20 protein-coding genes are annotated in these 25437 nt (G+C 63.6%); 10 read left to right on the top strand and 10 right to left on the bottom strand.

Annotated features, from left to right (window positions below):
- Positions 1-6 precede the first annotated feature (6 nt).
- From ACIPW4_RS14230 to ACIPW4_RS14215, 4 genes are all read right to left on the bottom strand, one after another.
- Positions 7-1338 carry an MFS transporter gene (locus ACIPW4_RS14230; protein WP_400658802.1) on the bottom strand — a complete coding sequence of 444 codons (1332 nt, stop codon included), beginning with the start codon at positions 1336-1338 and terminating at the stop codon, positions 7-9.
- Between the two features lie 43 nt (positions 1339-1381).
- Positions 1382-2575, bottom strand: coding sequence for an L-2-hydroxyglutarate oxidase (gene lhgO, locus ACIPW4_RS14225; RefSeq protein WP_400658800.1), 1194 nt, complete (start codon positions 2573-2575; stop codon positions 1382-1384).
- Between the two features lie 101 nt (positions 2576-2676).
- Positions 2677-3387, bottom strand: a complete 711-nt coding sequence (locus ACIPW4_RS14220) for a FadR/GntR family transcriptional regulator (protein WP_400658798.1) — start codon at positions 3385-3387, stop codon at positions 2677-2679.
- 136 nt (positions 3388-3523) lie between these two features.
- On the bottom strand, positions 3524-3877 hold the full coding sequence (locus tag ACIPW4_RS14215) for a hypothetical protein (RefSeq protein WP_060508113.1): 354 nt from the start codon (positions 3875-3877) through the stop codon (positions 3524-3526).
- 275 nt (positions 3878-4152) lie between these two features.
- Here ACIPW4_RS14215 and ACIPW4_RS14210 point away from each other — a divergent pair, with 275 nt between their 5' ends.
- Positions 4153-9018 carry an NAD-glutamate dehydrogenase gene (locus ACIPW4_RS14210; RefSeq protein ID WP_400658796.1) on the top strand — a complete coding sequence of 1622 codons (4866 nt, stop codon included), beginning with the start codon at positions 4153-4155 and terminating at the stop codon, positions 9016-9018.
- 216 nt (positions 9019-9234) lie between these two features.
- Here the strand turns inward: ACIPW4_RS14210 and ACIPW4_RS14205 are convergent, their stop codons facing one another.
- Positions 9235-10053: a pyruvate, water dikinase regulatory protein gene (locus ACIPW4_RS14205; protein ID WP_400658795.1), complete on the bottom strand. Its 819-nt coding sequence runs from the start codon at positions 10051-10053 to the stop codon at positions 9235-9237.
- A 190-nt stretch (positions 10054-10243) separates the two neighbouring features.
- On the opposite strand from ACIPW4_RS14205, the gene ppsA reads away from it, so the two are divergent.
- The 8 genes from ppsA (at position 10244) to ACIPW4_RS14165 (ending at position 18395) form a co-directional block, all read left to right on the top strand.
- Positions 10244-12619 carry a phosphoenolpyruvate synthase gene (gene ppsA / locus ACIPW4_RS14200; RefSeq protein ID WP_400658793.1) on the top strand — a complete coding sequence of 792 codons (2376 nt, stop codon included), beginning with the start codon at positions 10244-10246 and terminating at the stop codon, positions 12617-12619.
- A gap of 102 nt (positions 12620-12721) precedes the next feature.
- Positions 12722-13714 (top strand): alpha/beta fold hydrolase, encoded by a 993-nt coding sequence (locus ACIPW4_RS14195; protein WP_400658791.1) that lies wholly within the window; start codon positions 12722-12724, stop codon positions 13712-13714.
- 154 nt (positions 13715-13868) lie between these two features.
- Positions 13869-14360 (top strand): ribonuclease E activity regulator RraA, encoded by a 492-nt coding sequence (gene rraA / locus ACIPW4_RS14190; RefSeq protein ID WP_400658789.1) that lies wholly within the window; start codon positions 13869-13871, stop codon positions 14358-14360.
- Positions 14361-14387: 27 nt separating this feature from the next.
- The gene (locus ACIPW4_RS14185; RefSeq protein ID WP_400658787.1) at positions 14388-15383 is read left to right on the top strand and encodes a zinc transporter ZntB; all 996 of its coding nucleotides are present in this window, start codon (positions 14388-14390) and stop codon (positions 15381-15383) included.
- 93 nt (positions 15384-15476) lie between these two features.
- Positions 15477-15740 carry a CrfX protein gene (locus tag ACIPW4_RS14180; RefSeq protein ID WP_400658786.1) on the top strand — a complete coding sequence of 88 codons (264 nt, stop codon included), beginning with the start codon at positions 15477-15479 and terminating at the stop codon, positions 15738-15740.
- A gap of 2 nt (positions 15741-15742) precedes the next feature.
- The gene (locus ACIPW4_RS14175) at positions 15743-16567 is read left to right on the top strand and encodes a mechanosensitive ion channel domain-containing protein (RefSeq protein ID WP_400658784.1); all 825 of its coding nucleotides are present in this window, start codon (positions 15743-15745) and stop codon (positions 16565-16567) included.
- 113 nt (positions 16568-16680) lie between these two features.
- Positions 16681-17247 (top strand): RNA polymerase sigma factor SigX, encoded by a 567-nt coding sequence (gene sigX / locus ACIPW4_RS14170; protein ID WP_400658782.1) that lies wholly within the window; start codon positions 16681-16683, stop codon positions 17245-17247.
- Positions 17248-17357: 110 nt separating this feature from the next.
- Positions 17358-18395: an OmpA family protein gene (locus ACIPW4_RS14165; RefSeq protein WP_400658780.1), complete on the top strand. Its 1038-nt coding sequence runs from the start codon at positions 17358-17360 to the stop codon at positions 18393-18395.
- A 74-nt stretch (positions 18396-18469) separates the two neighbouring features.
- Here the strand turns inward: ACIPW4_RS14165 and cobA are convergent, their stop codons facing one another.
- From cobA to ACIPW4_RS14140, 5 genes are all read right to left on the bottom strand, one after another.
- The gene (gene cobA, locus ACIPW4_RS14160) at positions 18470-19210 is read right to left on the bottom strand and encodes a uroporphyrinogen-III C-methyltransferase (RefSeq protein WP_400658778.1); all 741 of its coding nucleotides are present in this window, start codon (positions 19208-19210) and stop codon (positions 18470-18472) included.
- A gap of 28 nt (positions 19211-19238) precedes the next feature.
- Positions 19239-20906, bottom strand: coding sequence for a protein kinase (locus ACIPW4_RS14155; RefSeq protein WP_400658776.1), 1668 nt, complete (start codon positions 20904-20906; stop codon positions 19239-19241).
- Between the two features lie 9 nt (positions 20907-20915).
- Positions 20916-22127 (bottom strand): nitrate/nitrite transporter, encoded by a 1212-nt coding sequence (locus tag ACIPW4_RS14150; RefSeq protein WP_400658775.1) that lies wholly within the window; start codon positions 22125-22127, stop codon positions 20916-20918.
- A gap of 309 nt (positions 22128-22436) precedes the next feature.
- On the bottom strand, positions 22437-23012 hold the full coding sequence (locus tag ACIPW4_RS14145; protein WP_400658773.1) for an ANTAR domain-containing response regulator: 576 nt from the start codon (positions 23010-23012) through the stop codon (positions 22437-22439).
- Between the two features lie 11 nt (positions 23013-23023).
- Complete coding sequence (locus tag ACIPW4_RS14140; RefSeq protein ID WP_400658771.1) at positions 23024-24226, bottom strand: CmpA/NrtA family ABC transporter substrate-binding protein; 1203 nt, start codon at positions 24224-24226, stop codon at positions 23024-23026.
- A 127-nt stretch (positions 24227-24353) separates the two neighbouring features.
- On the opposite strand from ACIPW4_RS14140, the gene ACIPW4_RS14135 reads away from it, so the two are divergent.
- Positions 24354-25379 carry a quinone-dependent dihydroorotate dehydrogenase gene (locus tag ACIPW4_RS14135; protein ID WP_400658769.1) on the top strand — a complete coding sequence of 342 codons (1026 nt, stop codon included), beginning with the start codon at positions 24354-24356 and terminating at the stop codon, positions 25377-25379.
- Positions 25380-25437 lie beyond the last annotated feature (58 nt).

The raw sequence follows: 25437 nt of genomic DNA, 5'->3' as shown, positions 1-25437 counted from the left end.
CAGGCTTCAGTTCTTCGAGCTTGAGTGCTTGCGGCCCTGGTCGCACAGCGCGAACACCACCACCAGCACCCCGGCGATCGCCAGGATCAGCGCCACGCCATCGGTGGAATGGGTCGCCGACCCGGCCACCAGGGCCAACCCGCCCAGCGGCGCCAGGCCACCGGCTACCGCGGTACCGATCTCGCGGCCGGTACCAAAGCCCGAAGAGCGCGTCTGGGTCGGGAACTGGCGGCTGAGGAACGACCCCTGCGGGGCGAACATCATCGGTGCGAGGATGCCGGTGCCGATCGCGATGGCGATGTAGATCCGGGTGGGCTCACCGGTACTCAACAGCTGCAGGAACGGGTAGGCGAACAGTGCCGACAGGACCCCGCCGAACATCAGCACGGTCTTGCTGCTCCAGCGGTCGCACAGCCAGCCGAAGAACGGCACGGCGAAGATCGCCACCAGGCTGGCGATGGTCACCGACAGTGAGGTGACATGCGCCTCCACGCCCTTGAACTGGGTCAGGTAGGCCAGCGAGAAGGTCTTGAAGATGTAGCTCAGGGCGTTGTAGCCGATGGCCACGAAGAACACCACGGCCAGTCCCTTGAGGTCGTTCTTGAACAGCAATTTCAACGGCGACACCTGCGGCTGGCTGCTGTCGCTCTTGTCGAGCTCCTTGAAGTCTGGTGTCTCGGGAATGCTCTTGCGCACCCACAGGCCGACCGCCACCAATGCGATGCTGGCAATGAACGGGATGCGCCAGCCGCCGGCCATGAGGAACGCGTTGCCATTCATGGTCAGCAGGTAGACGGTCAGCGACGACAGCAGCAGCCCCAGGTTCAGCCCCAGCGCTGGCCAGGCGCCCTGGCTGCCGCGCTTGCCCTCGCTGGCGTGTTCGTAGGAGGTCACTGCCGCGCCGGACAGTTCTGCCCCTGCGCCCAGTCCCTGGATGATGCGGATTACCACCAGCAGGATCGGTGCCCAGATGCCGATGCTGGCATAGCTTGGAATCAGGCCGATCAGCGCCGTGCACACACCCATCATGCAGAAAGTGATCACCAGCACATGCTTGCGCCCGAAGCGGTCGCCCAGGTAGCCGAAGAGGACGCCACCGAAGGGCCGAGCGATGAAGCCGATGGCGAAGGTGGAGAAGGCCAGCAGCGAGGCCACCGCCGGGTTGCTGGCATCGAAGAAGATCTTCGAGAACACGATCGCCGCCATGGTCGCGTAGAGGTAGAAGTCGTACCACTCCAGCATCGAGCCGAAGATGGTCGCCGCCGCTACCTTGCGCAGGCGCTTGCGTTGCTGTTGCGGGGTCTCGTGCGCGGCCGGGGCCGCCTCATGTACCGACATGGGGGGTTCCTTATTGTCTTTGTAGTTGTAGGTGCAGCAGATTTCAGCGGGCCTTGAGGATCTTCTCGGCAATCATCTGGCCGATGGGAATGGCCGAGGTGGCAGCCGGCGACGGGGCATTGCAGACATGCACCATGCGCGGTGTCTCGGCGAACAGGAAGTCGTGTACCAGGGCGCCGTCGCGCATCACCGCCTGGGCGCGGATGCCGGCTTCATAAGGCAGCAGGTCTTCCACTTGCAGCGAGGGGCAGTATTTGCGGCACTGCTCCAGATAACCGCGTTTGAACAGCGAGTTTTTCATCTCGGTGGTGCCGGAACCGAGGTTGTTCCAGATCGTCTTCCAGAACCCCGGGAAGCTGGCGTACTCGGCCACGTCGCGCCAGTTGACCGAAAACTTGCGGTAGTTCTCCCGGCCGAAACCAAGCACGGCGTTGGGGCCGACGGTGACGCTGCCGTCGATCATGCGTGTCAGGTGCACGCCGAGGAACGGCAGCTCCGGGTCGGGGATCGGGTAGATCAGGTGGTTGACGATCTGGTTCTTGCTCGCCGGCAGGCGGTAGTACTCGCCGCGGAAAGGGATGATCTGGTGGTCGATCTTCACCCCGGCCAGGCGCGCCAGGCGGTCGGATTGCAGGCCGGCGCAGGCGACCAGCTGCCGGGCGCGCCAGGTGTGGCTGTCGCTCGCGACGGCGACGTGGTCGGGGTATTCCTGGATGGCGTTCACGCGGGTGGAGAGATGGACCTCGCCGCCGGCCTGGCGGATCACCTTGGCCATGGCATTGCACACTTGGGTGTAGTCGACGATGCCGGTGGCATCGAGGAACAGCGCGCCCTTGCCGACGATGTTCGGCTCACGTTCAGCCAGCGCGGCCGCATCCAGGCGCTCGACCTTCAGGCCGTTCTGCTGCGAGCGTTCATACAGCGCCTGCATGCGCTGCACTTCCAGGTCGTTGGAGGCCACCAGCAGCTTGCCGCAGACCTCGAAGGCAATGCCGTGCTCGGTGCAGAAGTCCTTGGTCGCCTGGGCGCCACGCTTGCACAGTTCGGCCTTGAGGCTGCCCGGTGCGTAGTAGATGCCCGCATGGATCACGCCGCTGTTGTGGCCGGTCTGGTGGCGGCCGAGGCTGTTTTCCTTTTCCAGGATCAGCAGGGATGCGCCCGGGCGCTGCTCGAGCAGGGCCATCGCGGTGGCGAGGCCGACGATGCCGCCGCCGATGATGCAGTAGTCGTAAGTCATGCAGGGGTACCTTGGTGTTCTTGTCGGTGGATCTGCTTATCAGGTTGTCAGACTAAGTAATGCGTAAAATGGCCCGCATCAGGCCGCGTCGTGTCTCCAGGTCAGTCGAGGGCGGGGAGGTCGATTTTCAGGCGCCTGGCCGAGGCGCGCAGGTGCGCTTCGGCGCAAGCAGCGGCCGCCTGGCGGTCGCCATCGGCGATGGCCTGGTACAGCGCCTGGTGTTCGCGATTGGCATCGGCCGAGCCACCCACCGAGTGGGCGGCGGAGTTTTCCCAGGCGGTGCGCCGGGCGCTGGCCAGCTGGCCGCCAAGGAAGTCGTGGAAGGCCACGAAGTAATCGTTCTTGCTGGCTTCGGCAATTGCCCGGTGGAAGGCCACGTCGGCGGCCGAGGCCGTGGCGAAATCGCTGCGCTTGTCGAGCATTTCCTGCAGGGCCTTGGCCATGTGGGCCAGGTCCTGCGCATCGCGGCGGCGTGCGGCGATGGCGGCGGCCTGGGTCTCGATCCACAGGCGCATCTCGAACATCTGCACCAGGTCCGGTTTGCGGCCATTGCTGCCGGGGAAGCGGAACACGGTACCGGCAGGTGTTTGCGAGATGTAGGAACCCAGCCCGCGACGGGCGATCAGCACGCCGTCGGCCTTGAGCTGGGCCACGGCCTCGCGCACCACCGAGCGGCTGACATTCAGCTGTTCGGCCAGTTGCTGTTCGGTGGGCAGGCGCGATTCGGCGGCCAGCCGGCCGGAATCGATCTCGGCGCGGATGGCGCTGACGACCCGGTCTACCAGGGTGTCGGGGCGCTGGAGCTCTAGCATGGAAACGGTTGCCTAGTTATCAGGTTGTCAGACAATGCCTTGGGTGGGGAGGCGCTGTCAATGTATCCATTGGGTCATGTACTTCGCAGGCCCGGCCTCTTCGCGGGTTTACCCGCGAAGAGGTCAGAACAGGAGATCAGAGCTCGCTGACGAAGGTACCCGTGCCATCGAGGATGTTACGCAAGGTCAGCGCCACTTCCTCAAGGTCGGTTCCCGCCGAAGTCAGCACGATCTCCAGCGCCTCATCCCCTTTCAGCGCATCCCGATCCCCAGCCGCCACCTCGATCAGCAAACGCTGCGCACTCAAGGTGACCTTCAGCCCGTCCAGGGTCGACGGCTCGTCATCCAGGGTCAGGTCGACGGTATCTTCATCCGGATAACGTGTCAGCAGAAACATCTGCCCCTTGTCGCTGTGGCAGCACAAGGTCGCCATGTTGTCTTCCTCGTCATCGCAAGGGGTGGCGAATAGCAAGGCGGTCTTGATTTGCATGGCTACGACTCGGGTCAAGGGAAATGAGAGGGAATTCTGACAGCCTTGCCAACATCCATAAACGTAAAGTTGCCAGCCCTTGACCGAAATTGTCGCAGCCTCGCAAGCGGCAATGACCGCTCAGTCGTTAAGCTTCGGCGAGCCCTGAACGTGCCTGCCACGTTCAACGTCTGGTTTTTACCGTCCGGCTTGCCACGGGTTGGCTATCGTTGATCCCTACATGGCGGACGTGCGCGACGCTTCAACTAATACAAAGCCCAAGCGGAGTACCACAGATGGCGTTCTTCACCGCAGCCAGCAAAACCGACTTCCAGCATCAACTGCAAGCGGCCCTGGCGCAGCACATCAGCGAACAGTCCCTGCCACAAGTGGCGCTGTTCGCCGAGCAGTTCTTCGGCATCATCTCTCTGGACGAACTCACCCAGCGCCGGCTTTCGGACCTGGCCGGCTGTACCCTGTCGGCGTGGCGCATCATCGAACGCTTCGACCCTGAATACCCGCAAGTGCGGGTGTACAACCCCGATTACGAACGCAACGGCTGGCAATCGACCCATACCGTGGTCGAAGTGCTGCACCACGACCTGCCGTTCCTCGTCGACTCGGTTCGCACCGAGCTCAACCGCCGTGGCTACAGCATCCACACCCTGCAGACCACGGTGCTGAGCGTACGCCGGGGCGCCAAGGGCGAGCTGCTCGAGCTGCTGCCCAAGGGTACCCAGGGCGAGGGCGTGTGCCACGAATCGCTGATGTACCTGGAGATCGACCGCTGCGCCAACGCCGCCGAACTGACGGTGCTGACCCGCGAGATCGAGCAGGTACTGGCCGAAGTACGCGTGGCGGTGGCCGATTTCGAGCCGATGAAAGCCAAGCTGCGTGAAGTCGTCGCCGAGGTGGAGAACACCGCCTATGGCCCGGCCCAGCATGAAAAGGGCGAGGTCAAGGCCTTCCTCGAATGGTTGCTGGACAACCACTTCACCTTCCTCGGCTATGAAGAATTCACCGTTGAGGCCGACAGCGCCGGCGGCCAGATGGTCTACGATGAACCGTCCTTCCTCGGCCTGCCGCGCCGCCTGCGGGTGGGCCTGACGGCTGAAGAACTGCGTATCGAAGACTACGCCGTGGCCTACCTCAACGAGCCGCTGCTGTTGTCGTTCGCCAAGGCCGCGCTGCCCAGCCGTGTGCATCGCCCGGCCTACCCGGACTACGTGTCGATCCGCCAGCTGGACGCCGACGGCAAGGTCATCAAGGAACACCGCTTCATGGGCCTGTACACCTCGTCGGTGTACGGCGAGAGCGTGCATGCCATCCCTTACATCCGCGTGAAGGTCGCCGAAGTCGAACGCCGTTCCGGCTTCGACCCCAAAGCGCACCTGGGCAAGGAGCTGGCCCAGGTGCTCGAAGTGCTGCCGCGCGACGACCTGTTCCAGACCCCGATCGACGAGCTGTTCAACACCGTGATGTCGATCGTGCAAATCCAGGAGCGCAACAAGATCCGCGTGTTCCTGCGCAAGGACCCGTACGGGCGCTTCTGCTATTGCCTGGCCTACGTGCCACGCGAAATCTACTCCACCGAAGTGCGGCAGAAGATCCAGCAGGTGCTGATGGAGCGCCTGAAGGCCAGCGACTGCGAATTCTGGACCTTCTTCTCCGAGTCGGTGCTTGCGCGCGTGCAGCTGATTTTGCGCGTCGACCCGAAGAACCGAATCGACATCGACCCGCAGCAGCTGGAAAACGAAGTGGTCCAGGCCTGTCGCTCGTGGCATGACGATTACTCGGCGCTGGTCGTCGAGAACTTCGGTGAAGCCCAGGGCACCAACATCCTCGGCGACTTCCCCAAAGGCTTCCCGGCAGGCTATCGCGAGCGCTTCCCGGCGCATTCGGCGGTGGTCGACCTGCAGCATGTGGTGGCGCTGTCCGAGCGCAAGCCGCTGGCGATGAGTTTCTACCAGCCCCTGACCCGCCTGGGCGAACGCCTGCTGCATTGCAAGCTGTACCACGCCGACACCCCATTGGCACTGTCGGACGTGCTGCCGATCCTGGAAAACCTCGGCCTGCGTGTGCTCGGCGAGTTCCCCTACCGCCTGCGCCACGCCAGCGGCCGTGAGTACTGGATCCACGACTTCGCCTTCACCTACAGCGAAGGCCTGAACCTGGACATCCAGCAGCTCAACGATACCCTGCAGGATGCCTTCGTCCATATCGTCAACGGCGACGCCGAGAACGATGCCTTCAACCGCCTGGTGCTGACTGCCGGCCTGCCATGGCGTGACGTGGCACTGCTGCGCGCCTATGCCCGCTACCTCAAGCAGATCCGCCTGGGCTTCGACCTTGGCTACATCGCCAGCACCCTGAACAACCACACGGGTATCGCCCGCGAGCTGACCCGGTTGTTCAAGACCCGTTTCTACCTGGCGCGCAAGCTCACCAACGAAGACCTGGACGACAAGCAGCAGCGCCTGGAGCAGGCGATCCTCACTGCCCTGGACGAGGTTCAGGTGCTCAACGAGGACCGTATCCTGCGGCGCTACCTGGACCTGATAAAGGCCACCCTGCGTACCAACTTCTACCAGCCCGATGCCAACGGCCAGAACAAGTCGTATTTCAGCTTCAAGTTCAACCCCAAGCTGATCCCCGAGCTGCCCAAGCCGGTACCGAAATTCGAGATATTCGTCTATTCGCCACGGGTCGAGGGCGTTCACCTGCGCTTCGGCAATGTCGCCCGCGGCGGCTTGCGCTGGTCGGACCGCGAGGAAGACTTCCGCACTGAAGTGCTGGGCCTGGTGAAAGCCCAGCAAGTGAAGAACTCGGTGATCGTGCCGGTCGGCGCCAAGGGTGGCTTCCTGCCGCGCCGCCTGCCGCTGGGCGGCACCCGCGACGAGATCGCCGCCGAGGGTGTGGCCTGCTACCGCATCTTCATTTCCGGCCTGCTCGACATCACCGACAACCTCAAGGACGGTGGCGTGGTGCCGCCGGCCAACGTGGTGCGTCACGATGATGACGATCCGTACCTGGTGGTGGCGGCCGACAAAGGCACTGCCACCTTCTCCGACATCGCCAACGGCATCGCCATCGACTATGGCTTCTGGCTCGGCGATGCATTCGCCTCGGGCGGCTCGGCCGGTTATGACCACAAGAAGATGGGCATCACCGCCCGTGGCGCCTGGGTCGGCGTGCAGCGCCACTTCCGCGAGCGCGGCATCAACGTGCAGCAGGACCCGATCACCGTGATCGGCGTCGGCGACATGGCCGGTGACGTGTTCGGCAACGGCCTGCTGATGTCCGACAAGCTGCAACTGGTGGCGGCGTTCAACCACCTGCACATCTTCATCGACCCTAACCCGGACCCGGCCACCAGCTTCGTCGAGCGCCAGCGCCTGTTCGACCTGCCGCGTTCGGCCTGGAGCGACTACGACAGCAGCATCATGTCCGAAGGTGGCGGGATCTTCCCGCGCAGCGCCAAGAGCATTGCCATCAGCCCGCAGATGAAGGAACGCTTCGCCATCGAGGCCGACCGCCTGACCCCGACCGAACTGCTGCACGCGTTGCTCAAGGCGCCGGTCGACCTGCTGTGGAACGGCGGTATCGGCACCTACGTCAAGGCCAGCAGCGAAAGCCATGCCGATGTCGGCGACAAGGCCAACGATGCCCTGCGGGTCAATGGCAACGAGCTGCGCTGCAAGGTGGTGGGCGAGGGCGGCAACCTCGGCATGACCCAGCTGGGCCGTGTCGAATTCGGCCTGCACGGTGGTGCCACCAACACCGACTTCATCGACAACGCCGGTGGCGTGGACTGCTCCGACCACGAGGTCAACATCAAGATCCTGCTCAACGAAGTGGTGCAGGGTGGCGACATGACCGAGAAGCAGCGCAATCAGTTGCTCGGCAGCATGACCGACGAAGTGGCCGGCCTGGTGCTGGGCAACAACTACAAGCAGACCCAGGCACTGTCGCTGGCAGCCCGCCGCGCCCGTGAGCGGATCGCCGAATACAAGCGCCTGATGGCCGACCTCGAAAGCCGTGGCAAGCTGGACCGTGCCATCGAGTTCCTGCCGTCCGAAGATCAGTTGGCAGAGCGCCTGGCCGCCGGCCAGGGTCTGACCCGCGCCGAGCTGTCGGTGCTGATTTCGTACAGCAAGATCGACCTCAAGGAGCAGTTGCTCAAGTCGCTGGTGCCCGACGACGACTACCTGACCCGCGACATGGAAACTGCCTTCCCGCCGTCGCTGGTCAGCAAGTTCGCCGACGCCATGCGCCGTCACCGGCTGAAGCGCGAAATCGTCAGCACCCAGATCGCCAACGACCTGGTCAACAACATGGGCATCACGTTCGTTCAGCGCCTGAAGGAGTCGACCGGCATGAGCCCGGCCAACGTCGCCGGGGCCTATGTGATCGTGCGCGACATCTTCCACCTGCCGCACTGGTTCCGCCAGATCGAGGCGCTGGACTACCAGGTGCCGGCGGAAATCCAGCTGACCCTGATGGACGAGCTGATGCGCTTGGGCCGCCGTGCCACCCGCTGGTTCCTGCGCAGCCGGCGCAACGAGCAGGATGCCGGGCGAGACACCGCACACTTTGGGCCGAAGATCGCCCAGCTGGGGCTCAAGCTCGACGAGCTGCTGGAGGGCCCGACCCGCGAGCGCTGGATGGTGCGTTACCAGAGCTTCGTCGATGCCGGTGTGCCGGAGTTGCTGGCGCGCATGGTTGCCGGTACCACGCACCTGTACACCTTGCTGCCGATCATCGAAGCCTCGGACGTGACCGGCCATGACCCGGCGCAGGTGGCCAAGGCGTTCTTCGCCGTGGGCAGCGCGCTGGACCTGACCTGGTACCTGCAGGAAATCAGCAACCTGCCGGTGGAAAACAACTGGCAGGCTCTGGCCCGCGAGGCGTTCCGAGACGACATCGACCTGCAGCAGCGGGCGATCACCATCTCGGTGCTGCAGATGGCCGATGCGCCGGACGACATGGACGCTCGTGTGGCGCTGTGGGCCGAACAGCACCGGGTGATGGTCGAGCGCTGGCGCGCAATGCTCGACGACCTGCGCAATGCCACCGGCACCGACTATGCGATGTACGCGGTGGCCAACCGCGAGCTGGTGGACCTGGCAATGAGCGGACAGGCGGCGGTGGTGCCGTCCTGATCATTGGATGAAATGAGAAAGCCCCGGCAGCGATGCCGGGGCTTCTTATTTGGTGCTTGCGCAATCTGTGTAGGAGCGGCCTTGTGTCGCGAAAGGGCTGCACAGCAGCCCCGGCAATTTGAGCAGCGGAGCTGAAATCGTGGGGCCGCTACGCGACCCTTTCGCGACACAAGGCCGCTCCTACACAGATTGCTAGGCCCTGAGGCCGGATCAGGTTTACTTGAACCTGCGCTCCACACCTTTCTCGACCAGGATCTTCGCCGAAATCTCTTCCACCGAAAAATGCGTGGAATTGATGTTGGGAATGTTCTCCCGGCGGAACAGGTTTTCCACCTCGCGCACCTCGAATTCGCACTGGGCAAAGCTCGAATAGCGGCTGTTGGGCTTGCGTTCGTGGCGAATGGCGGTCAGGCGGTCGGGGTCGATGGTCAGGCCGAACAGCTTGTTGTGGTGCTTCTTCAACACCGCCGGCAGTTGCAGGCGCTCCATGTCGTCCTCGGTCAGCGGGTAGTTGGCTGCCCGGATGCCGAACTGCATGGCCATGTACAGGCAGGTCGGGGTCTTGCCGCAGCGCGATACGCCAACCAGGATCAGGTCGGCCTTGTCGTAGTAGTGGGTGCGCGCACCATCGTCGTTATCCAGGGCGAAGTTCACCGCCTCGATCCGTTCCATGTAGTTGGAATTGCCGCCAATCGAGTGCGACTTGCCCACGGAATACGACGAATGGGCAGTCAGTTCCTGCTCGAGTGGGGATAAAAACGAAGAAAAGATGTCGATCATGAAGCCGTTCGACGTCGCCAGGATCTCACGGATGTCCTGGTTGACGATGGTGTCGAAGATGATTGGCCGCATGCCGTCGCGCTCGGCGGCGGCGTTGATCTGCTGCACCATGGTCCGCGCCTTTTCCGGGCTGTCGATGTATGGACGGGTGAATTTATTGAATGGAATGCTTTCGAATTGAGCGAGCAGGCTTTGGCCCAGAGTTTCGGCGGTGATGCCGGTGCCATCGGAGATGAAGAACGCGGTTCGTTTCATTTTCGATCTGGGCCTTAAGCTGATGAAGATTCTTGGATATGATAGGTTCGGTTTGCCGAATGCGGCTGTCGGCATTCTGCCATATTTTGCGACCCTATTTTCCAGGTACAGGCCACAAGCGTCCGGCCCAGTCAACGAAGGCAGGCGGGCGCCCTTGAGCTTTTCCAATACAGTTAGTGGAGAGATCACCTTGGTAGAGTACGTAGTTTCCCTCGATAAGCTCGGCGTCCACGATGTGGAGCATGTGGGGGGCAAGAACGCATCCCTGGGCGAGATGATCAGTAACCTCGCTGGTGCCGGCGTGTCGGTGCCGGGCGGCTTTGCCACTACGGCTCAGGCGTACCGTGATTTTCTTGAACAAAGTGGCCTGAACGACCAGATCCACGCGGCCCTCGATGCGCTGGACGTGGACGACGTCAACGCCCTGGCCAAGACCGGCGCGCAGATCCGCCAGTGGGTGATGGAGGCCGAATTCCCGGCCCGCCTGGATGCGGAAATCCGCACCGCCTTCGCCGAAATGTCCAAGGGCAACGACAACATGGCCGTGGCCGTGCGTTCCTCGGCCACCGCCGAAGACCTGCCGGATGCCTCGTTCGCCGGCCAGCAGGAAACCTTCCTCAATATCCGTGGCGTCGACAACGTGATCCGCGCGGCCAAGGAAGTATTCGCCTCGCTGTTCAACGACCGCGCCATCGCCTACCGCGTGCACCAGGGCTTCGACCACAAGCTGGTGGCCCTGTCCGCTGGCGTGCAGCGCATGGTCCGTTCGGAAACCGGCACCGCTGGCGTCATGTTCACCCTCGACACCGAATCCGGCTTCCGTGACGTGGTGTTCATCACCGGCGCCTACGGCCTGGGCGAAACCGTGGTGCAGGGTGCGGTCAACCCTGACGAATTCTACGTTCACAAACAAACTCTGGAGGCCGGCCGCCCGGCCATCCTGCGCCGCAACCTGGGCAGCAAGGCGATCAAGATGATCTACGGCGACGAGGCCAAGGCCGGTCGCTCGGTCAAGACCGTCGAAGTAGACCGCGCCGAGCGTGCGCGTTTCTGCCTGAGCGACGACGAAGTCAACGAGCTGGCCAAGCAGGCGATGATCATCGAGCAGCACTACCAGCGCCCGATGGACATCGAATGGGCCAAGGACGGTGACGACGGCAAGCTGTACATCGTCCAGGCCCGTCCTGAAACGGTGAAGAGCCGCGCCAGCGCCAACGTCATGGAACGCTACCTGCTCAAGGAGAAGGGCACCGTGCTGGTCGAAGGCCGCGCCATCGGCCAGCGCATCGGCGCCGGCAAGGTCCGGGTGATCAACGACGTGTCCGAGATGGACAAGGTGCAGCCAGGCGACGTACTGGTCTCCGACATGACCGACCCGGACTGGGAACCGGTGATGAAGCGCGCCAGCGCCATCGTCACCAACCGCGGGGGGCGTACCTGCCACGCGGCGATCATCGCCCGTGAGCTGGGTATTCCGGCCGTGGTCGGTTGCGGCAATGCCACCCAGATCCTCAAGGATGGCCAGGGCGTCACCGTGTCCTGCGCCGAAGGCGACACTGGCTTCATCTTCGAAGGCGAGTTGGGCTTCGACGTCAAGCAGAACTCGGTGGACGCCATGCCGGATCTGCCGTTCAAGATCATGATGAACGTCGGCAACCCGGACCGTGCCTTCGACTTCGCCCAGTTGCCCAACGCCGGTGTGGGCCTGGCGCGTCTGGAGTTCATCATCAACCGCATGATCGGCGTGCACCCCAAGGCGCTGCTGAACTACGCCGGCCTGCCAGCCGACCTGAAGGAAAGTGTCGACAAGCGCATTGCCGGCTACAACGATCCGGTCGGCTTCTATGTCGAGAAGCTGGTCGAAGGCATCAGCACCCTGGCGGCGGCCTTCTACCCGAAAAAGGTCATCGTGCGCCTGTCGGACTTCAAGTCCAACGAGTACGCCAACCTGATCGGCGGCAAACTGTACGAGCCGGAAGAAGAAAACCCGATGCTGGGCTTCCGCGGCGCCTCGCGCTACATCAGCGAGTCGTTCCGTGACTGCTTCGAGCTCGAGTGCCGTGCCCTCAAGCGCGTGCGCAACGAGATGGGCCTGACCAACGTCGAAATCATGGTGCCGTTCGTGCGTACCCTGGGCGAAGCCAGCCAGGTCGTCGACCTGCTCGCCGAAAATGGCCTGGCCCGTGGCGACAACGGCCTGCGCGTGATCATGATGTGCGAGCTGCCGTCCAACGCGATCCTCGCCGAAGAGTTCCTCGAGTACTTCGACGGCTTCTCGATCGGCTCCAACGACCTGACCCAGCTGACCCTGGGCCTGGACCGTGACTCGGGCATCATTGCCCACCTGTTCGACGAGCGTAACCCTGCGGTGAAAAAGCTGCTGGCCAACGCCATTGCCGCCTGCAACAAGGCCGGCAAGTACATCGGCATCTGCGGCCAAGGCCCATCGGACCACCCGGACCTGGCCAAGTGGTTGATGGAGCAAGGCATCGAAAGCGTGTCGCTGAACCCGGATTCGGTACTCGAGACCTGGTTCTTCCTGGCCGAAGGCCAAGGCGCGGCCTGATGCAGTAAATTGCGGGGGCGCGTCTGGCGTGCCCCCGCCTGGTTTTTTCCAGGGCGAGTTCCAGTGATGGATCACGCCCTTTTTTGTGCACCAAGCAATCTTATGCAAAGCAGCAGCAACCTTTTTCCCGTGGCCCTGCTCAGTGCCGAGCGCCGCGGCGACCTCAGCGAAGACGTATACCGGATCAAGGCCGGCAACAGCCCTGATCCCAGCGTCGAACTGGCCGTGACCCGCCTGGGCCTGGCCGATCAAGGCCGTGCCCACGGGGTGCCGGTGATTCTGCTGCATGGCAGTTTCTCCAACCGGCGCTTCTGGTATTCGCCCAAGGGCATCGGCCTGGGGGCCTACCTGGCGCGGGCCGGGTTCGACGTGTGGATCCCGGAAATGCGCGGCCACGGCCTGTCGCCGCGCAACCGCGACTGGCAGCACAATAGCGTGGCCGATTATGCCCGCGATGACCTGCCGTTGATCGCGGCATTCGTGCGCGAGCAGTCTGGCCAGGCGCCGCACTGGGTCGGCCATTCGCTGGGTGGCACCACCCTGGTGGCGGCCTTGGGTGGCGGCTTTCTGAAGGCAGAACATGTGGCCAGTGTGGCGCTATTCGGTACCCAGATCAGTCGTGTCTACTGGCCGCTGAAAGTGCCGCCGTTGACCTGGGGGGCGAAGCTGCTGCTCAAGCGCTGGGGGCGGATTTCCGGGCCGCGATTCAAGCGCGGGCCGGAGGACGAACCGATTGGCCTGGCCCTTGAAAGCATGCGCTGGCATGGCCTGTTCGGCCGTTTTGGCGACAAGCAGAGCGATTGGTGGGCGGGGCTGGCCGAGGTGGATGTGCCGCTACTGGCCGTGGCTGGCGCCGGGGACTTCCAGGACCCGGTGTGGGCTTGCCGCAAGTTGTTCGATCAGTTGGGTGGCGAGCACAAGCAGTTCTTGCGCCTGGGGCGCGAGGAAGGTTTCGACGCCTTCGGGCATGTCGACATGCTGGTGAGCAAGGCGGCGCAGGCGCAGGTCTGGCCGCTGGTGGAGCGCTGGTTGCGCGATCCGCTGCTGCCGGTGCATGAGTCGACGGTGGTGCGCGAGCCTGTGCCGGTCAGCTGAATGTGTGTTGCCTGTACTGGCCTCTTCGCGGGCGTGCCCGCGAAGAGGCCAGTACAGGAAAAAACATGACCATTCAGTCCCGGATGACTGCAACAGCCTCTACGGTGTAGCCTTGGCCGACACCCGCTTTCGTTGTGACTGACAGGAGCTTCCCATGCAGCATTACGTAACGCCCGACCTGTGTGACGCCTACCCGGACCTGGTTCAGGTGCTGGAACCGATGTTCAGCAACTTTGGTGGCCGCGATTCCTTTGGTGGCCAGATCGTCACCATCAAGTGCTTCGAGGACAACTCGCTGGTCAAGGAGCAGGTCGAGCTCGATGGCAAGGGCAAGGTCCTGGTGGTCGATGGAGGCGGCTCGCTGCGCCGTGCGCTGCTGGGTGACATGCTCGCGGAAAAGGCCGCGAAAAACGGCTGGGAAGGCCTGGTGATCTATGGCTGCGTGCGTGACGTCGACGTGCTGATCCAGACCGACGTCGGTGTGCAGGCCTTGGCCAGCCACCCGATGAAGACCGACAAGCGCGGCATCGGCGACCTCGACGTGGCCGTGACCTTCGCCGGCGTTACCTTCCGCCCGGGCGAATACCTGTACGCAGACAACAACGGCGTAATCATCTCGCCAAGCCCGCTGAAAATGCCGGAGTGACGCGCCGCACGCGCTGATGGAGCTTTGATGTTCGAGGAAGACAACGCGCAGTGGGGGCTGGTGCATGCCCTGGTGCTCGATGGTAAAGGTGGCGCGCGTTCGATCGCCCGGACCGGGCTGGATGACTTGCAGTTGCAGCCGCAGGAAAGCCTGTGGTTGCACTGGGATCGCAGCCATCCGCAGACCCGCACCTGGCTGCTGCAGGACAGCGGCCTGAGCGAGTTCGCCTGCGACCTGCTGCTGGAGGAGAATACCCGGCCACGGTTGTTGCCGCAGCCGGGCGAACAACTGCTGTTGTTCCTTCGCGGGGTCAACCTCAATCCGGGTGCCGAGCCCGAGGACATGGTTTCGGTGCGTATCCATGCCCAGGCGCAGCGGGTCATTTCGCTGCGCTTGCGGCCATTGCGTGCCAGCGATGAGGTGCTTCAGCAGCTTGAAGAGGGCAGGGGGCCGAAATCGGCCTCCGAACTGTTGCTGTTGATGGGCGAGTTGCTGACCGAAAAGGTCCAGAGTCTGGTCAGTGACCTCTCGGAACTGGTCGACCTGGAAGAAGAGAAGGTTGAATCCGACGAACGGTACACTCCGGAGCATGGCAGCCTGCAGCAGATCCGTCGCCGTGCCGCAGGCTTGCGCCGGTTCCTGGCGCCGCAGCGCGATATCTATGCTCAGCTCTCGCGCAGCAAGTGGAGCTGGTTTTGCGACGCCGATGCCGATTATTGGAACGAGCTCAACAACAGCCTGATCCGCTACCTCGAAGAGCTCGAGTTGACCCGCGAGCGGGCCGCACTGGTGCTGGAAAGCGAAGACCGGCGGCGTAGCGAACGCATGAACCGGACCATGTACCGCTTCGGCATCATCACCTGTATCTTCCTGCCCATGAGCTTCATCACCGGCCTGCTCGGCATCAACGTCGGCGGCATCCCGGGTGCGGCAAACCCTTACGGCTTCCTGCTCGCCTGCCTCGTTGTGCTGGGCCTTGCGGTAGGGCAGTGGTGGTTGTTCCGCCGGTTGCGCTGGGTATGACTGTGCCGGGCCGTCCTGAAACATTCGTTCCAGTGCGATGTGTGACCCATCGCCCGGCCATCTCGTCTCTGACTGACACTGCGCGAGGTGCCCATGCACGATCCGTTTGAAGAATCCCTGCGTGACCTGCTCAAGGCGTCGCCGTCCGGTGAGGAGCGAGATGACGCCGCGTGCCTGGGTCGCGTGCTGAAAACCGCCAACCGCCAGGTCGGTGCCGGTGACCTGTTCAGCCTGCTTGGCCGCTGGAGCCAGGCGCTGCTGATCGCCGTTAACAATGGCTCGGCGCACGTTGCGCCGGTGCGTCGACACTCTACCCGCAACGCTGCCAGGGGCAGCAAAGCAGATAAGGCCGATTGAATATGGAACTCGATCTCTGGACCCAGAGCCTGGTCACCGCCATGACCGCCCTATGGACCAAGGTGGCGAACTTCATCCCCAACCTGTTTGGCGCACTGGTCGTGGTGCTGCTCGGTTTCGTGGTGGCCAAGCTGCTCGATACCCTGCTTTCCAAGCTGCTCGCCAAGTTCGGCCTGGACCGCCTGATGGCCGGCACCGGGCTGACCAAGATGCTTGCCCGGGTCGGCATCCAGGTGCCGATATCGACCCTCATCGGCAAGATCGTCTACTGGTTCGTGCTGCTGATCTTCCTTGTCTCGGCCGCTGAATCGCTGGGCCTGGAGCGCGTTTCGGCAACCCTCGACATGCTTGCCCTGTACCTGCCCAAGGTGTTCGGCGCGGCGCTGGTGCTGCTGGCCGGCGTGCTGCTGGCGCAGGTGGCCAACGGCCTGGTGCGCGGTGCTGCCGAAGGCATCGGCCTGGAGTATTCCGCAGGCCTGGGGCGCATCACCCAGGGGCTGGTGATCATCATCAGCATCTCGGTGGCCATCAGCCAGCTCGAGGTCAAGACTGACCTGCTCAACCACGTGATCGTCATCGGGCTGATTACCGTTGGTCTGGCCGTTGCGCTTGCCATGGGCCTTGGCAGCCGTGAAATCGCCGGGCAGATTCTGGCCGGCATCTATGTGCGTGAGCTTTACCAGGTCGGCCAGCAGGTGCGGATTGGAGAGGTTGAAGGAATGATCGAAGAGATCGGCACGGTCAAGACGACGCTGTTGACGGATGATGGCGAACTGGTGTCATTGTCCAATCGCGTGCTCCTCGAGCAGCGAGTCAATAGCCGCTAACCGCACAAAAGCTGTTAATGTATGCCGCCGCGAAAATCGCCCCATGGGGCTGAGCGGCGACATTGACCTGACTGTCGGCCAGATCCGTTTTGAATAAAGTTCATTCGCCGCCCATGCGTTATGATCCCCGCGAACTCACCGACGAGGAGTTGGTGGCGCGTTCGCATGAGGAGCTGTATCACGTAACCCGCGCCTATGAGGAACTCATGCGGCGCTACCAGCGGACCCTGTTCAACGTGTGCGCGCGTTATCTGGGGAACGACCGCGATGCTGATGATGTCTGTCAGGAAGTGATGCTGAAGGTGCTTTATGGTCTGAAGAACTTCGAGGGTAAATCCAAGTTCAAGACCTGGCTCTACAGCATTACCTACAACGAGTGCATTACCCAGTACCGCAAGGAGCGTCGCAAACGCCGGTTGATGGATGCCTTGAGCCTGGACCCTGTTGAAGAGGCGTCCGAAGAGAAGGCTCCGAAACCGGAAGAAAAAGGCGGGCTGGACAAGTGGCTGGTGTATGTGAACCCGATCGACCGGGAAATTCTGGTGTTGCGTTTTGTCGCAGAACTGGAATTTCAGGAGATCGCCGATATCATGCATATGGGCTTGAGCGCAACGAAAATGCGCTACAAGCGCGCGCTAGACAAGCTTCGTGAGAAATTTGCAGGTCTGGATGAAACTTAGTCCCTTGTAAATATCTCTAACGGATCGGTGAGTTCTGCTAGACTTGCCGTCGAGTTGTCCCCCGGATGTTGGTGGGACTGCTTAACTATCACCAGATGGGGATTTAACGGATGAAATTGAAAAACACCTTGGGCTTGGCCATTGGCTCGCTCGTCGCAGCTACTTCGTTCGGCGTTATGGCTCAAGGCCAGGGCGCAGTCGAAATCGAAGGCAATGTGACCAAGCAGTACTACGACAGCGAGCGTAACTTCAAGAACGACGGCACCAATCCTGGTGTTCGCCTGGGTTACTTCCTGACCGACGACGTATCCCTTGACCTGGGCTACAACGAGACTCACAACGCTCGTGGCGAAGTCTTCAACAAAGACATCAAAGGTTCCAAGGCCAAGCTGGACGCTACCTACCACTTCGGTACCGTCGGCGACGCCCTGCGTCCGTACGTTTCCGCTGGTTTCGCTCACGAGAGCCTGGGTCAGGCCACTCGTAGCGGCCGTGACCACTCCACCTTCGCCAACGTTGGCGCTGGCGCCAAGTGGTACATCACCGACATGTTCTTCGCCCGTGCCGGCGTTGAAGCCATGTACAACATCGACAACGGCAACACCGAGTGGGGCCCATCCGTTGGTGTTGGTCTGAACTTCGGCGGCAGCGGCGGCAAAGTTGAAGCTGCACCGGCTCCAGTTGCTGAAGTCTGCTCCGACTCCGACAACGACGGCGTCTGCGACAACGTCGACAAGTGCCCGGACACCCCAGCCAACGTTACCGTTGACGCTGATGGCTGCCCGGCTGTTGCCGAAGTCGTTCGCGTTGAGCTGGACGTCAAGTTCGACTTCGACAAGTCGGTCGTCAAGCCAAACAGCTACGGCGACATCAAGAACCTGGCTGACTTCATGAAGCAGTACCCACAGACCACCACCGTGGTTGAAGGTCACACTGACTCCGTGGGCCCAGACGCTTACAACCAGAAGCTGTCCGAGCGTCGTGCCAACGCTGTGAAGCAGGTCCTGACCCAGCAGTACGGCGTAGAATCCAGCCGTGTTGACTCGGTTGGCTACGGCGAAACCCGTCCGGTTGCCGACAACGCCACCGACGCAGGCCGCGCTGTCAACCGTCGCGTTGAAGCTCAGGTAGAAGCCCAGTCCAAGTAATTGGATTGAAGCTTCAATGAAAAACCCGGCCTCGGCCGGGTTTTTCTTTACCTGTCATTCGTGCCGCCTGAGCATTACCCGGCCGCCGCTGCCCTTTCCTGCCTCACCTGCTCCCCAACCACCTCGCCAATCACCAGAATCGCAGGGCTGCGTAGCCCGAACGCCTGGGCATCCTCAAGCATCCCTGACACATCGCTGCGGCACTCCCGCTGCTGCGGCAACGACGCATTCTCGATCATCGCCACCGGCATCCCCGGCGCCATGCCGCCAGCCAGCAGCCCCCGGCGGATCTGCTCCAGCCGCGCCACGCCCATGTACACCACCAATGTCGTGCCGCCTTGCGCCAGTGCGGCCCAGTTCAGCTCGCTGTCATCCTGGGTGTGCGCGGTCACCAGCGTCACCCCACGGCTGACCCCCCGCGAGGTCAGCGAAATGCCGCACTGAGTCGCACCGGCCAAGCCTGCGGTAATGCCATTGACCAGTTCCACCTCGATGCCATGGCCCTGCAGCCACAGGGCCTCCTCGCCGCCACGGCCAAAGATGCAGGGGTCACCCCCCTTGAGGCGCACTACGCAACGCCCCTGCCGCGCATGGCGCAGCATCAGGTGCTGGATGAAGGCCTGTGGCGTGGAGCGACAACCGCCGCGCTTGCCGACGGCAATCACCCTGGCTTGCGGGCAGTGCTCCAGTATGGCCGGGTTGACCAGGTCGTCGATCATCACCACTTCGGCCTTTTGCAGCGCCCGCACGGCCTTGAGCGTGAGCAGTTCAGGGTCGCCAGGGCCGGCACCGACCAGCCAGACTTTTGCATTCATCAGGGGTTTCCTCATCGGCAGGGTGCGTTCAACCCTTGAGCAGGGCGAACAGCAGAATCAAGTTGAGCAGCAGGGACAGCAGGGCCAGGGTTCGCCAGACCTTCAACGGCTCGCGCTCCAGCAGCGGGCGCGGGCGGCTGGGCAGTTCCTGGCGATCACCCCGCTCGAGCAGCAGCAGCCATTGTTCGGCGGTTTCAAAGCGTTGTGCCGGGTCTGCTGCCACGGCTTGCTGCAAGTTGTGCTGCAGCCATTCGGGCAGGTCGGGGCGATAGCGTGAGGCATTGACCGCCTGGCCGAAGCGTGGGCGCTGGAACGCCTCGATCTCGCCATAGGGGTAGTGCCCGGTCAGCAACTGATAGAGCGTGACGCCGACCGCATACAGGTCCTGGCGCGGGCTGGGTGGCTGCCCTTCGAAGGCCTCCGGGGCTATGAACGAAGGCGTGCCGGGCAGCTCGTGCAGCGGGTCCTGGGAGAGGCCGGGGCAGTACGCCAGGCCGAAGTCGAGCAGGCGCAGCTGGCCGTCATCACCCAGGTGCAGGTTGTCGGGCTTGATGTCGCGGTGCAGCAGGTTGCGCCGGTGCAGCACGCCGACCGCTTGCAGCAGCTGGCGGGCCACTTCCATCCACTGGGCCAGTGGCAGTGGCCCATGTTGCGCGCAGTGTGCTGCGAGGGTTCTGCCGCTGTGCTCGCGCATCACGTAGTAAAGGTGCTGACGCTGGCTGGCGGCATGCAGCTCGGGGAAGTGGCGGCCCGCGACCCGGCGCAGGAACCATTCCTCCAGCAGCAGGCCTTGCGCGGCGCCGGGTTCCTGTTCGCGGTCCTCAGGCAGGGTCTTGAGCAGCCAGGGCTGGCCCTGCGCATCGCGCACCCGGTAAAGCAGTGACTGGCGGCTGTGCGCCAGGCGCGTTTCGACCTGCCAGCCGTCGATCGTTTGAGTGTCACGCAGCGGGCCTGGCAATGGCCACTGCTGCAGTTGCACGAGGGTGTCGCCGAAGCTGGCTTCGCCCAGTTGCTCGACCCGCACCAGCAAGGCGCTGGCGTTGTCCTGGCTGCCGTTGTGATGGGCGCTGGCAACCAGTGTATCGGCGGCCAACTGCAGGTCGGGCTGCTCGCGCAGCACGGCCTGGATGTGCTGGTCACCCAGGCTGGCCCACACGCCGTCGCTGAGCAGCAGGTAGCATTCACCGGCCTGCAGTTCGCCGTCCAGGTAGTCGACCAGCAGGTGCTGGTCCAGGCCCAGCGCACGCTTGAGTACGTGCTGCATGCCCGGCTGGTCCCAGACATGGTCTTCGCTCAGGCAATGCAGGTGCCCGGCGTGCCAGCGATAGATCCGGCAATCGCCCACGTGGGCCAGGGTGAAGCGGCGCCCGCGCAGCACCAGGGCGCTCAGCGTGGTCAGCAGCGGTTGGCTGCCCTGGGCGCGCAACCAGCGGTTCTGTGCCAGCAGCAGGCGGTCCAGGGCCTGGGCCACGCTCCAGGTGGGGGGCGTTGCGTAATAGTCCATGGCCAACGCCTGCAGGCTGGCGCGAGCTGCCAGGCCACCGTCGGCGCATTGGCTGACGCCGTCGGCGAGGGCGAACAGGTAACCCTTGCTGGCGGCCAGCTCCGGCGCAGGCGTAACCAGGCGCAGGGCGTCCTGGTTCTCCGTGCGTGGCCCGGTGGCGCTGGCCTGGGCGAAGCTCAGTTGCAGGCTCATGGAGCTACCTCAGACTCGTGCAGCGGTAACCGCTGCCGAACCCCAGGTGGTGCGCCAGCGTTGCTTGACCCCGTGCAGGCCAAACCAGGCGAGCAGGCCAAGGCTGGCGAACAGCCACAGGCCCAGCTGATAGTCGCCGGTGTGCTGCTTGATGGCGCCGAGCCCCGCAGCCAACAGGAAGCCGCCAATGCCTCCGGCCATGCCGATCAGCCCGGTCATGACGCCGATCTCCTGACGGAAGCGTTGCGGCACCAGCTGGAACACCGCGCCATTGCCGGCGCCCAGGCCCAGCATGGCACTGACGAACAGCGCCAGGGCGGCTGTGGCGCTGGGCAGGTTGAAGCCGACTGCGGCGATGCAGATGGCGGCCACGCCGTACATGCCGAGCAGGGTACGGATGCCGCCGAAACGGTCGGCCAGGGCGCCACCCAGCGGGCGCATCAGGCTGCCGGCGAATACGCAGGCGGCGGTGTAGTAGCCAGCGGTGACCGGGCTCAGGGCGTACTGGTCGCTGAAGTAGCCGGGCAGGGCGCTGGCCAGCCCGATGAAGCCGCCAAAGGTGACGCTGTAGAAGAACATGAACCACCAGCTGTCACGGTCGCCCAGGGCTTTGAGGTAATCGGCCGCAGCCTTGGGTTTGGGCCGTTGTGGGGCGTTGCGGGCGAGCAGGGCGAACACGGCCAGGGTCAGCAGCAGCGGCAGCACGGCAAAGCCGAATACGTTGTTCCAGCCAAATGCAGCGGCAAGCAGCGGGGCCAGCAGGGCGGCGAACACCGTGCCGGAATTGCCCGCACCCGCGATGCCCATGGCTTTGCCCTGATGCTGTGGCGGGTACCACTGCGAGGCGAGGGGCAGCGATACGGCGAACGAAGCGCCGGCAACGCCCAGGAACACGCCCAGCAGCAGGGCCTGCTCATAGGTGTGCACACCCAGGTACCAGGCACCGGCCAAGGCGACGATGACGATCACCTGGCCGATCAGGCCAGCGGTTTTCGGTGACAGGCGGTCGACCAGCACGCCCATGACGAAGCGCAGCACCGCCCCGGCGAGAATCGGTGTGGCTACCATCAGGCCGCGCTGCTGGGCGCTCAGTTGCAGGTCGGCGGCGATCTGCACCGCCAGCGGGCCCAGCAGGTACCAGACCATGAAGCTCAGGTCGAAATACAGGAACGCGGCGAACAACGTGGGCACATGCCCGGATTTCCAGAAGCTGGTACTCATCGAACACCTCACTCGGCAATGCAACGGAAACGAAAAAGACGCCGCTACCCGGTCCACTGAGGTGGAGGGGAGAGCGACGTCTTTGTCGGGAGTCTTATGGGGCAACCGCCGTTGGCTACCGGTGAGATATCTTCAGCAAGAGCTGGGCCAACTATCGATTACGCGACGCCTTTCTTGTAGGAGCGGCCTTGTGTCGCGAAAGGGCCGCGAAGCGGCCCCACGGTTTTGAGACAAATGCTGACTACCTCGCGCCCCTCTGCGGCCCTTTCGCGACACAAGGCCGCTCCTGCAGGGATCGCGTCTGTAGGGCTAGCCCAGCATTTCATGCATGGCAATGATCTGCTCGGCCACCTGGATCAGCTTCTGCTGCCGGCTCATGGCCTGCCGGCGCATCAAGGTGTAGGCCTGCTCCTCGTTGCAGTCCTTCATCTTCATCAACAGCCCCTTGGCCTGTTCGATGCGCTTGCGCTCGGCCAGCTGCTGGTCGCGGGCCAGCAACTGGGCCTTGAGCGCCTGATCGCTTTCGAAACGGGCCATGGCCACATCGAGGATCGGCTGCAGTCGGGCAGCATGAATGCCCTCGACGATATAGGCACTGACACCGGCCTGGATCGCCTGGCGCATCACCGCCGGGTCATGTTCATCGGTGAACAGCACGATCGGCCGTGGCTGGTCGCGGCTGACCAGCACCACCTGTTCCATCACGTCGCGGTCGGGTGAGTCGGTATCGATCAGCACCACATCCGGGTGCACCGTTTCGACGCAGGCCGGCAGGTCGATGGTCAGGTCCGGAGCTTCGATCACTTCGAAGCCCGCTTCACGTAATGCGGCCTTGAGGCGGCCGAGCTTCTTCTGGGTGTCGTCGATCAACAGGATGCGCAGCATGGCGAGGGCCCTCACAGACCGAACCGGGCATGGGCCGTATCGCCCAGGGCGTGCAGGCGGAAGCTGCGGGCGTAGGTATGGGGGTCACTGCCGTCCCAGCGCGTACCGTCAATCAGCAGGCTGCTGCGCATGGCCGACTCGGGGCAGGGCACGCCGAGTGCGGCGGCAGCCTCGCGGTACAGCTTCAATTGCTGCACCTGGCGCGCCACGCCGAGGTAGTCGGGGTCGTCGCGCAGCAGGCCCCAACGACGGAACTGGGTCATGAACCACATGCCGTCCGACAGGTATGGCAAATTGGCGCGGCCCTGATCGAACAGGCGCAGGGCGTGGCGGTCTTGCCAGGTATTTCCCAGGCCGTCCTGATAATTGCCCAGCAGGCGCGGCGCAACGTTTTCCAGCGGGGTGTCCAGGTAAGGGCTGCCGCTCAGCAACTGCGCGGTGCTGCGCAGGTTCTCCGGGCTTTGTTCGATGAAGCGGCTGGCTGCGAGCACCGCCTTGACCAGCGCGCGTGCGCTGTTGGGGTAATGCTCGACGAATGTGCGGGTACAGGCCAATACCTTCTCGGGGTGGTCGGGCCAGATCGACTGGCTGGTGGCCAGGGTGAAACCCTGGCCCTGGCTCACGGCGGCAGCCGCCCATGGCTCGCCGGCACAGAACCCGTCGATGCGCCCGGCCTGGATATGCGCTGCCATCTGTGCCGGTGGCACGACCACGCTGTTGACGTCGTGCAGCGGGTGGATGCCTTGGCTGGCCAGCCAGTAATACAGCCACATGGCGTGGGTACCGGTAGGGAAGGTCTGGGCTAAGGTCAACCGTGCGCCGTGCTGGTGCACCAGCTGGGCCAGTGCCTCAGGGCTGGTCACGCCCTTGTGCTGCAGGGCTGCAGACAGGTTGATGGCCTGGGCATTGCGGTTGAGCCCCATGAGCACTGCCATGTCGCTGGCTGGCACGCCACCAATGCCCAGGTGCACGGCGTAGACCAGGCCATAGAGGCAGTGGGCGGCGTCCAGCTCGCCGCTGACCAGCTTGTCGCGCAAGCCGGCCCAGGAGCCCTGGCGCCTGAGGTTGAGGGTCAGGCCGTATTGCTGGGCGAAGCCCTGGGTGGCGGCGACCACCACCGAGGCGCAATCGGTCAGGGCCATGTAGCCGATGTTGAGGCTGGGTTTTTCCGGTGCGTCGCTTCCGTTTACCCAAGCTAGAGGTGCTGTATTCACGAAGGTCCTCGCCCGTACTGAATAGGCTGTAGGCAGGTGAAGTAGCAACCCATGTGCCAAGCCCCTGTCATGCCGGGCGCGCGCTGGCTATAATCGCTGCCTCACTCACCCCGAGTCTTCCCCGCCCATGTATACCCTGGCCCGCCAGCTGCTGTTCAAGCTTTCCCCGGAAACCTCCCATGACCTGTCCCTGGACCTGATCGGCGCCGGTGGCCGGCTTGGGCTCAACGGTGTGCTGTGCAAGCAGCCGGCCGCGTTGCCGGTGAATGTGATGGGTCTGAACTTCGCCAACCCGGTGGGGCTGGCGGCGGGCCTGGACAAGAACGGCGCAGCCATCGACGGCTTTGCCCAGCTGGGCTTCGGCTTCGTCGAGATCGGCACCGTGACCCCGCGCGCGCAGCCTGGCAACCCCAAGCCGCGGCTGTTCCGCCTGCCGCAGGCGACGGCGATCATCAATCGCATGGGCTTCAACAACCTGGGCGTCGATCATCTGCTCGAGCGTGTGCGCGCTTCGCGCTACGACGGGGTGCTGGGGATCAATATCGGCAAGAACTTCGATACACCGGTCGAACGTGCGGTCGATGACTACCTGATCTGCCTGGACAAGGTCTATACCGAAGCCAGCTACATCACCGTCAATGTCAGCTCGCCGAACACTCCTGGCCTGCGCAGCCTGCAGTTCGGCGACTCGCTCAAGCAGTTGCTCGATGCCCTGGCCGAACGCCGAGAGCAGCTGGCTGCGGCACATGGCAAGCGCGTGCCGTTGGCGATCAAGATTGCACCGGACATGAGCGACGAGGAAACCGCACTGGTGGCTGCAGCGCTGATGGAGTCGGGGATGGATGCGGTGATTGCCACCAACACCACCCTGGGTCGCGAGGGCGTCGAAGCACTTGAGCATGGAGGTGAGGCCGGTGGCCTGTCGGGCGCGCCAGTGCTCGAGAAGAGTACGCACATTGTGAAGGTGCTGGCTGGCGAGCTGGGTGGCAAGCTGCCGATCATCGCCGCCGGTGGCATCACCGAAGGCCGTCATGCGGCAGAGAAGATCGCCGCCGGGGCGAGCCTGGTGCAGATCTATTCAGGCTTCATCTACAGGGGGCCGGCGCTGATTCGCGAGGCGGTAGATGCGATCGCGGCAATGCCCAAGGCCTGAAGGCAGGCATAAAAAAGGGCCCCGTCAAGGGGCCCCTGGGCCGTAGCCCGCCGCCCGG

This window comes from Pseudomonas sp. NPDC089996, from assembly GCF_044748405.1.
Classification (GTDB): Bacteria; Pseudomonadota; Gammaproteobacteria; order Pseudomonadales; family Pseudomonadaceae; genus Aquipseudomonas.
This window is presented reverse-complemented; position numbering and strand designations above follow the sequence as displayed.

Coding starts and splice junctions, on each gene's coding strand:
- ACIPW4_RS14155 (WP_400658776.1), bottom strand. CDS start 20,906: ATGAGCCTGCAACTGAGCTTCGCCCAGGCCAGCGCCACCGGGCCACGC.
- ACIPW4_RS14165 (WP_400658780.1), top strand. CDS start 17,358: ATGAAATTGAAAAACACCTTGGGCTTGGCCATTGGCTCGCTCGTCGCA.
- ACIPW4_RS14135 (WP_400658769.1), top strand. CDS start 24,354: ATGTATACCCTGGCCCGCCAGCTGCTGTTCAAGCTTTCCCCGGAAACC.
- ACIPW4_RS14180 (WP_400658786.1), top strand. CDS start 15,477: ATGCACGATCCGTTTGAAGAATCCCTGCGTGACCTGCTCAAGGCGTCG.
- ACIPW4_RS14220 (WP_400658798.1), bottom strand. CDS start 3,387: ATGCTAGAGCTCCAGCGCCCCGACACCCTGGTAGACCGGGTCGTCAGC.
- ACIPW4_RS14230 (WP_400658802.1), bottom strand. CDS start 1,338: ATGTCGGTACATGAGGCGGCCCCGGCCGCGCACGAGACCCCGCAACAG.
- ACIPW4_RS14185 (WP_400658787.1), top strand. CDS start 14,388: ATGTTCGAGGAAGACAACGCGCAGTGGGGGCTGGTGCATGCCCTGGTG.
- sigX (WP_400658782.1), top strand. CDS start 16,681: ATGCGTTATGATCCCCGCGAACTCACCGACGAGGAGTTGGTGGCGCGT.
- ACIPW4_RS14205 (WP_400658795.1), bottom strand. CDS start 10,053: ATGAAACGAACCGCGTTCTTCATCTCCGATGGCACCGGCATCACCGCC.
- ACIPW4_RS14215 (WP_060508113.1), bottom strand. CDS start 3,877: ATGCAAATCAAGACCGCCTTGCTATTCGCCACCCCTTGCGATGACGAG.
- ACIPW4_RS14150 (WP_400658775.1), bottom strand. CDS start 22,127: ATGAGTACCAGCTTCTGGAAATCCGGGCATGTGCCCACGTTGTTCGCC.
- ACIPW4_RS14210 (WP_400658796.1), top strand. CDS start 4,153: ATGGCGTTCTTCACCGCAGCCAGCAAAACCGACTTCCAGCATCAACTG.
- ACIPW4_RS14195 (WP_400658791.1), top strand. CDS start 12,722: ATGCAAAGCAGCAGCAACCTTTTTCCCGTGGCCCTGCTCAGTGCCGAG.
- ACIPW4_RS14175 (WP_400658784.1), top strand. CDS start 15,743: ATGGAACTCGATCTCTGGACCCAGAGCCTGGTCACCGCCATGACCGCC.
- cobA (WP_400658778.1), bottom strand. CDS start 19,210: ATGAATGCAAAAGTCTGGCTGGTCGGTGCCGGCCCTGGCGACCCTGAA.
- ACIPW4_RS14145 (WP_400658773.1), bottom strand. CDS start 23,012: ATGCTGCGCATCCTGTTGATCGACGACACCCAGAAGAAGCTCGGCCGC.
- rraA (WP_400658789.1), top strand. CDS start 13,869: ATGCAGCATTACGTAACGCCCGACCTGTGTGACGCCTACCCGGACCTG.
- lhgO (WP_400658800.1), bottom strand. CDS start 2,575: ATGACTTACGACTACTGCATCATCGGCGGCGGCATCGTCGGCCTCGCC.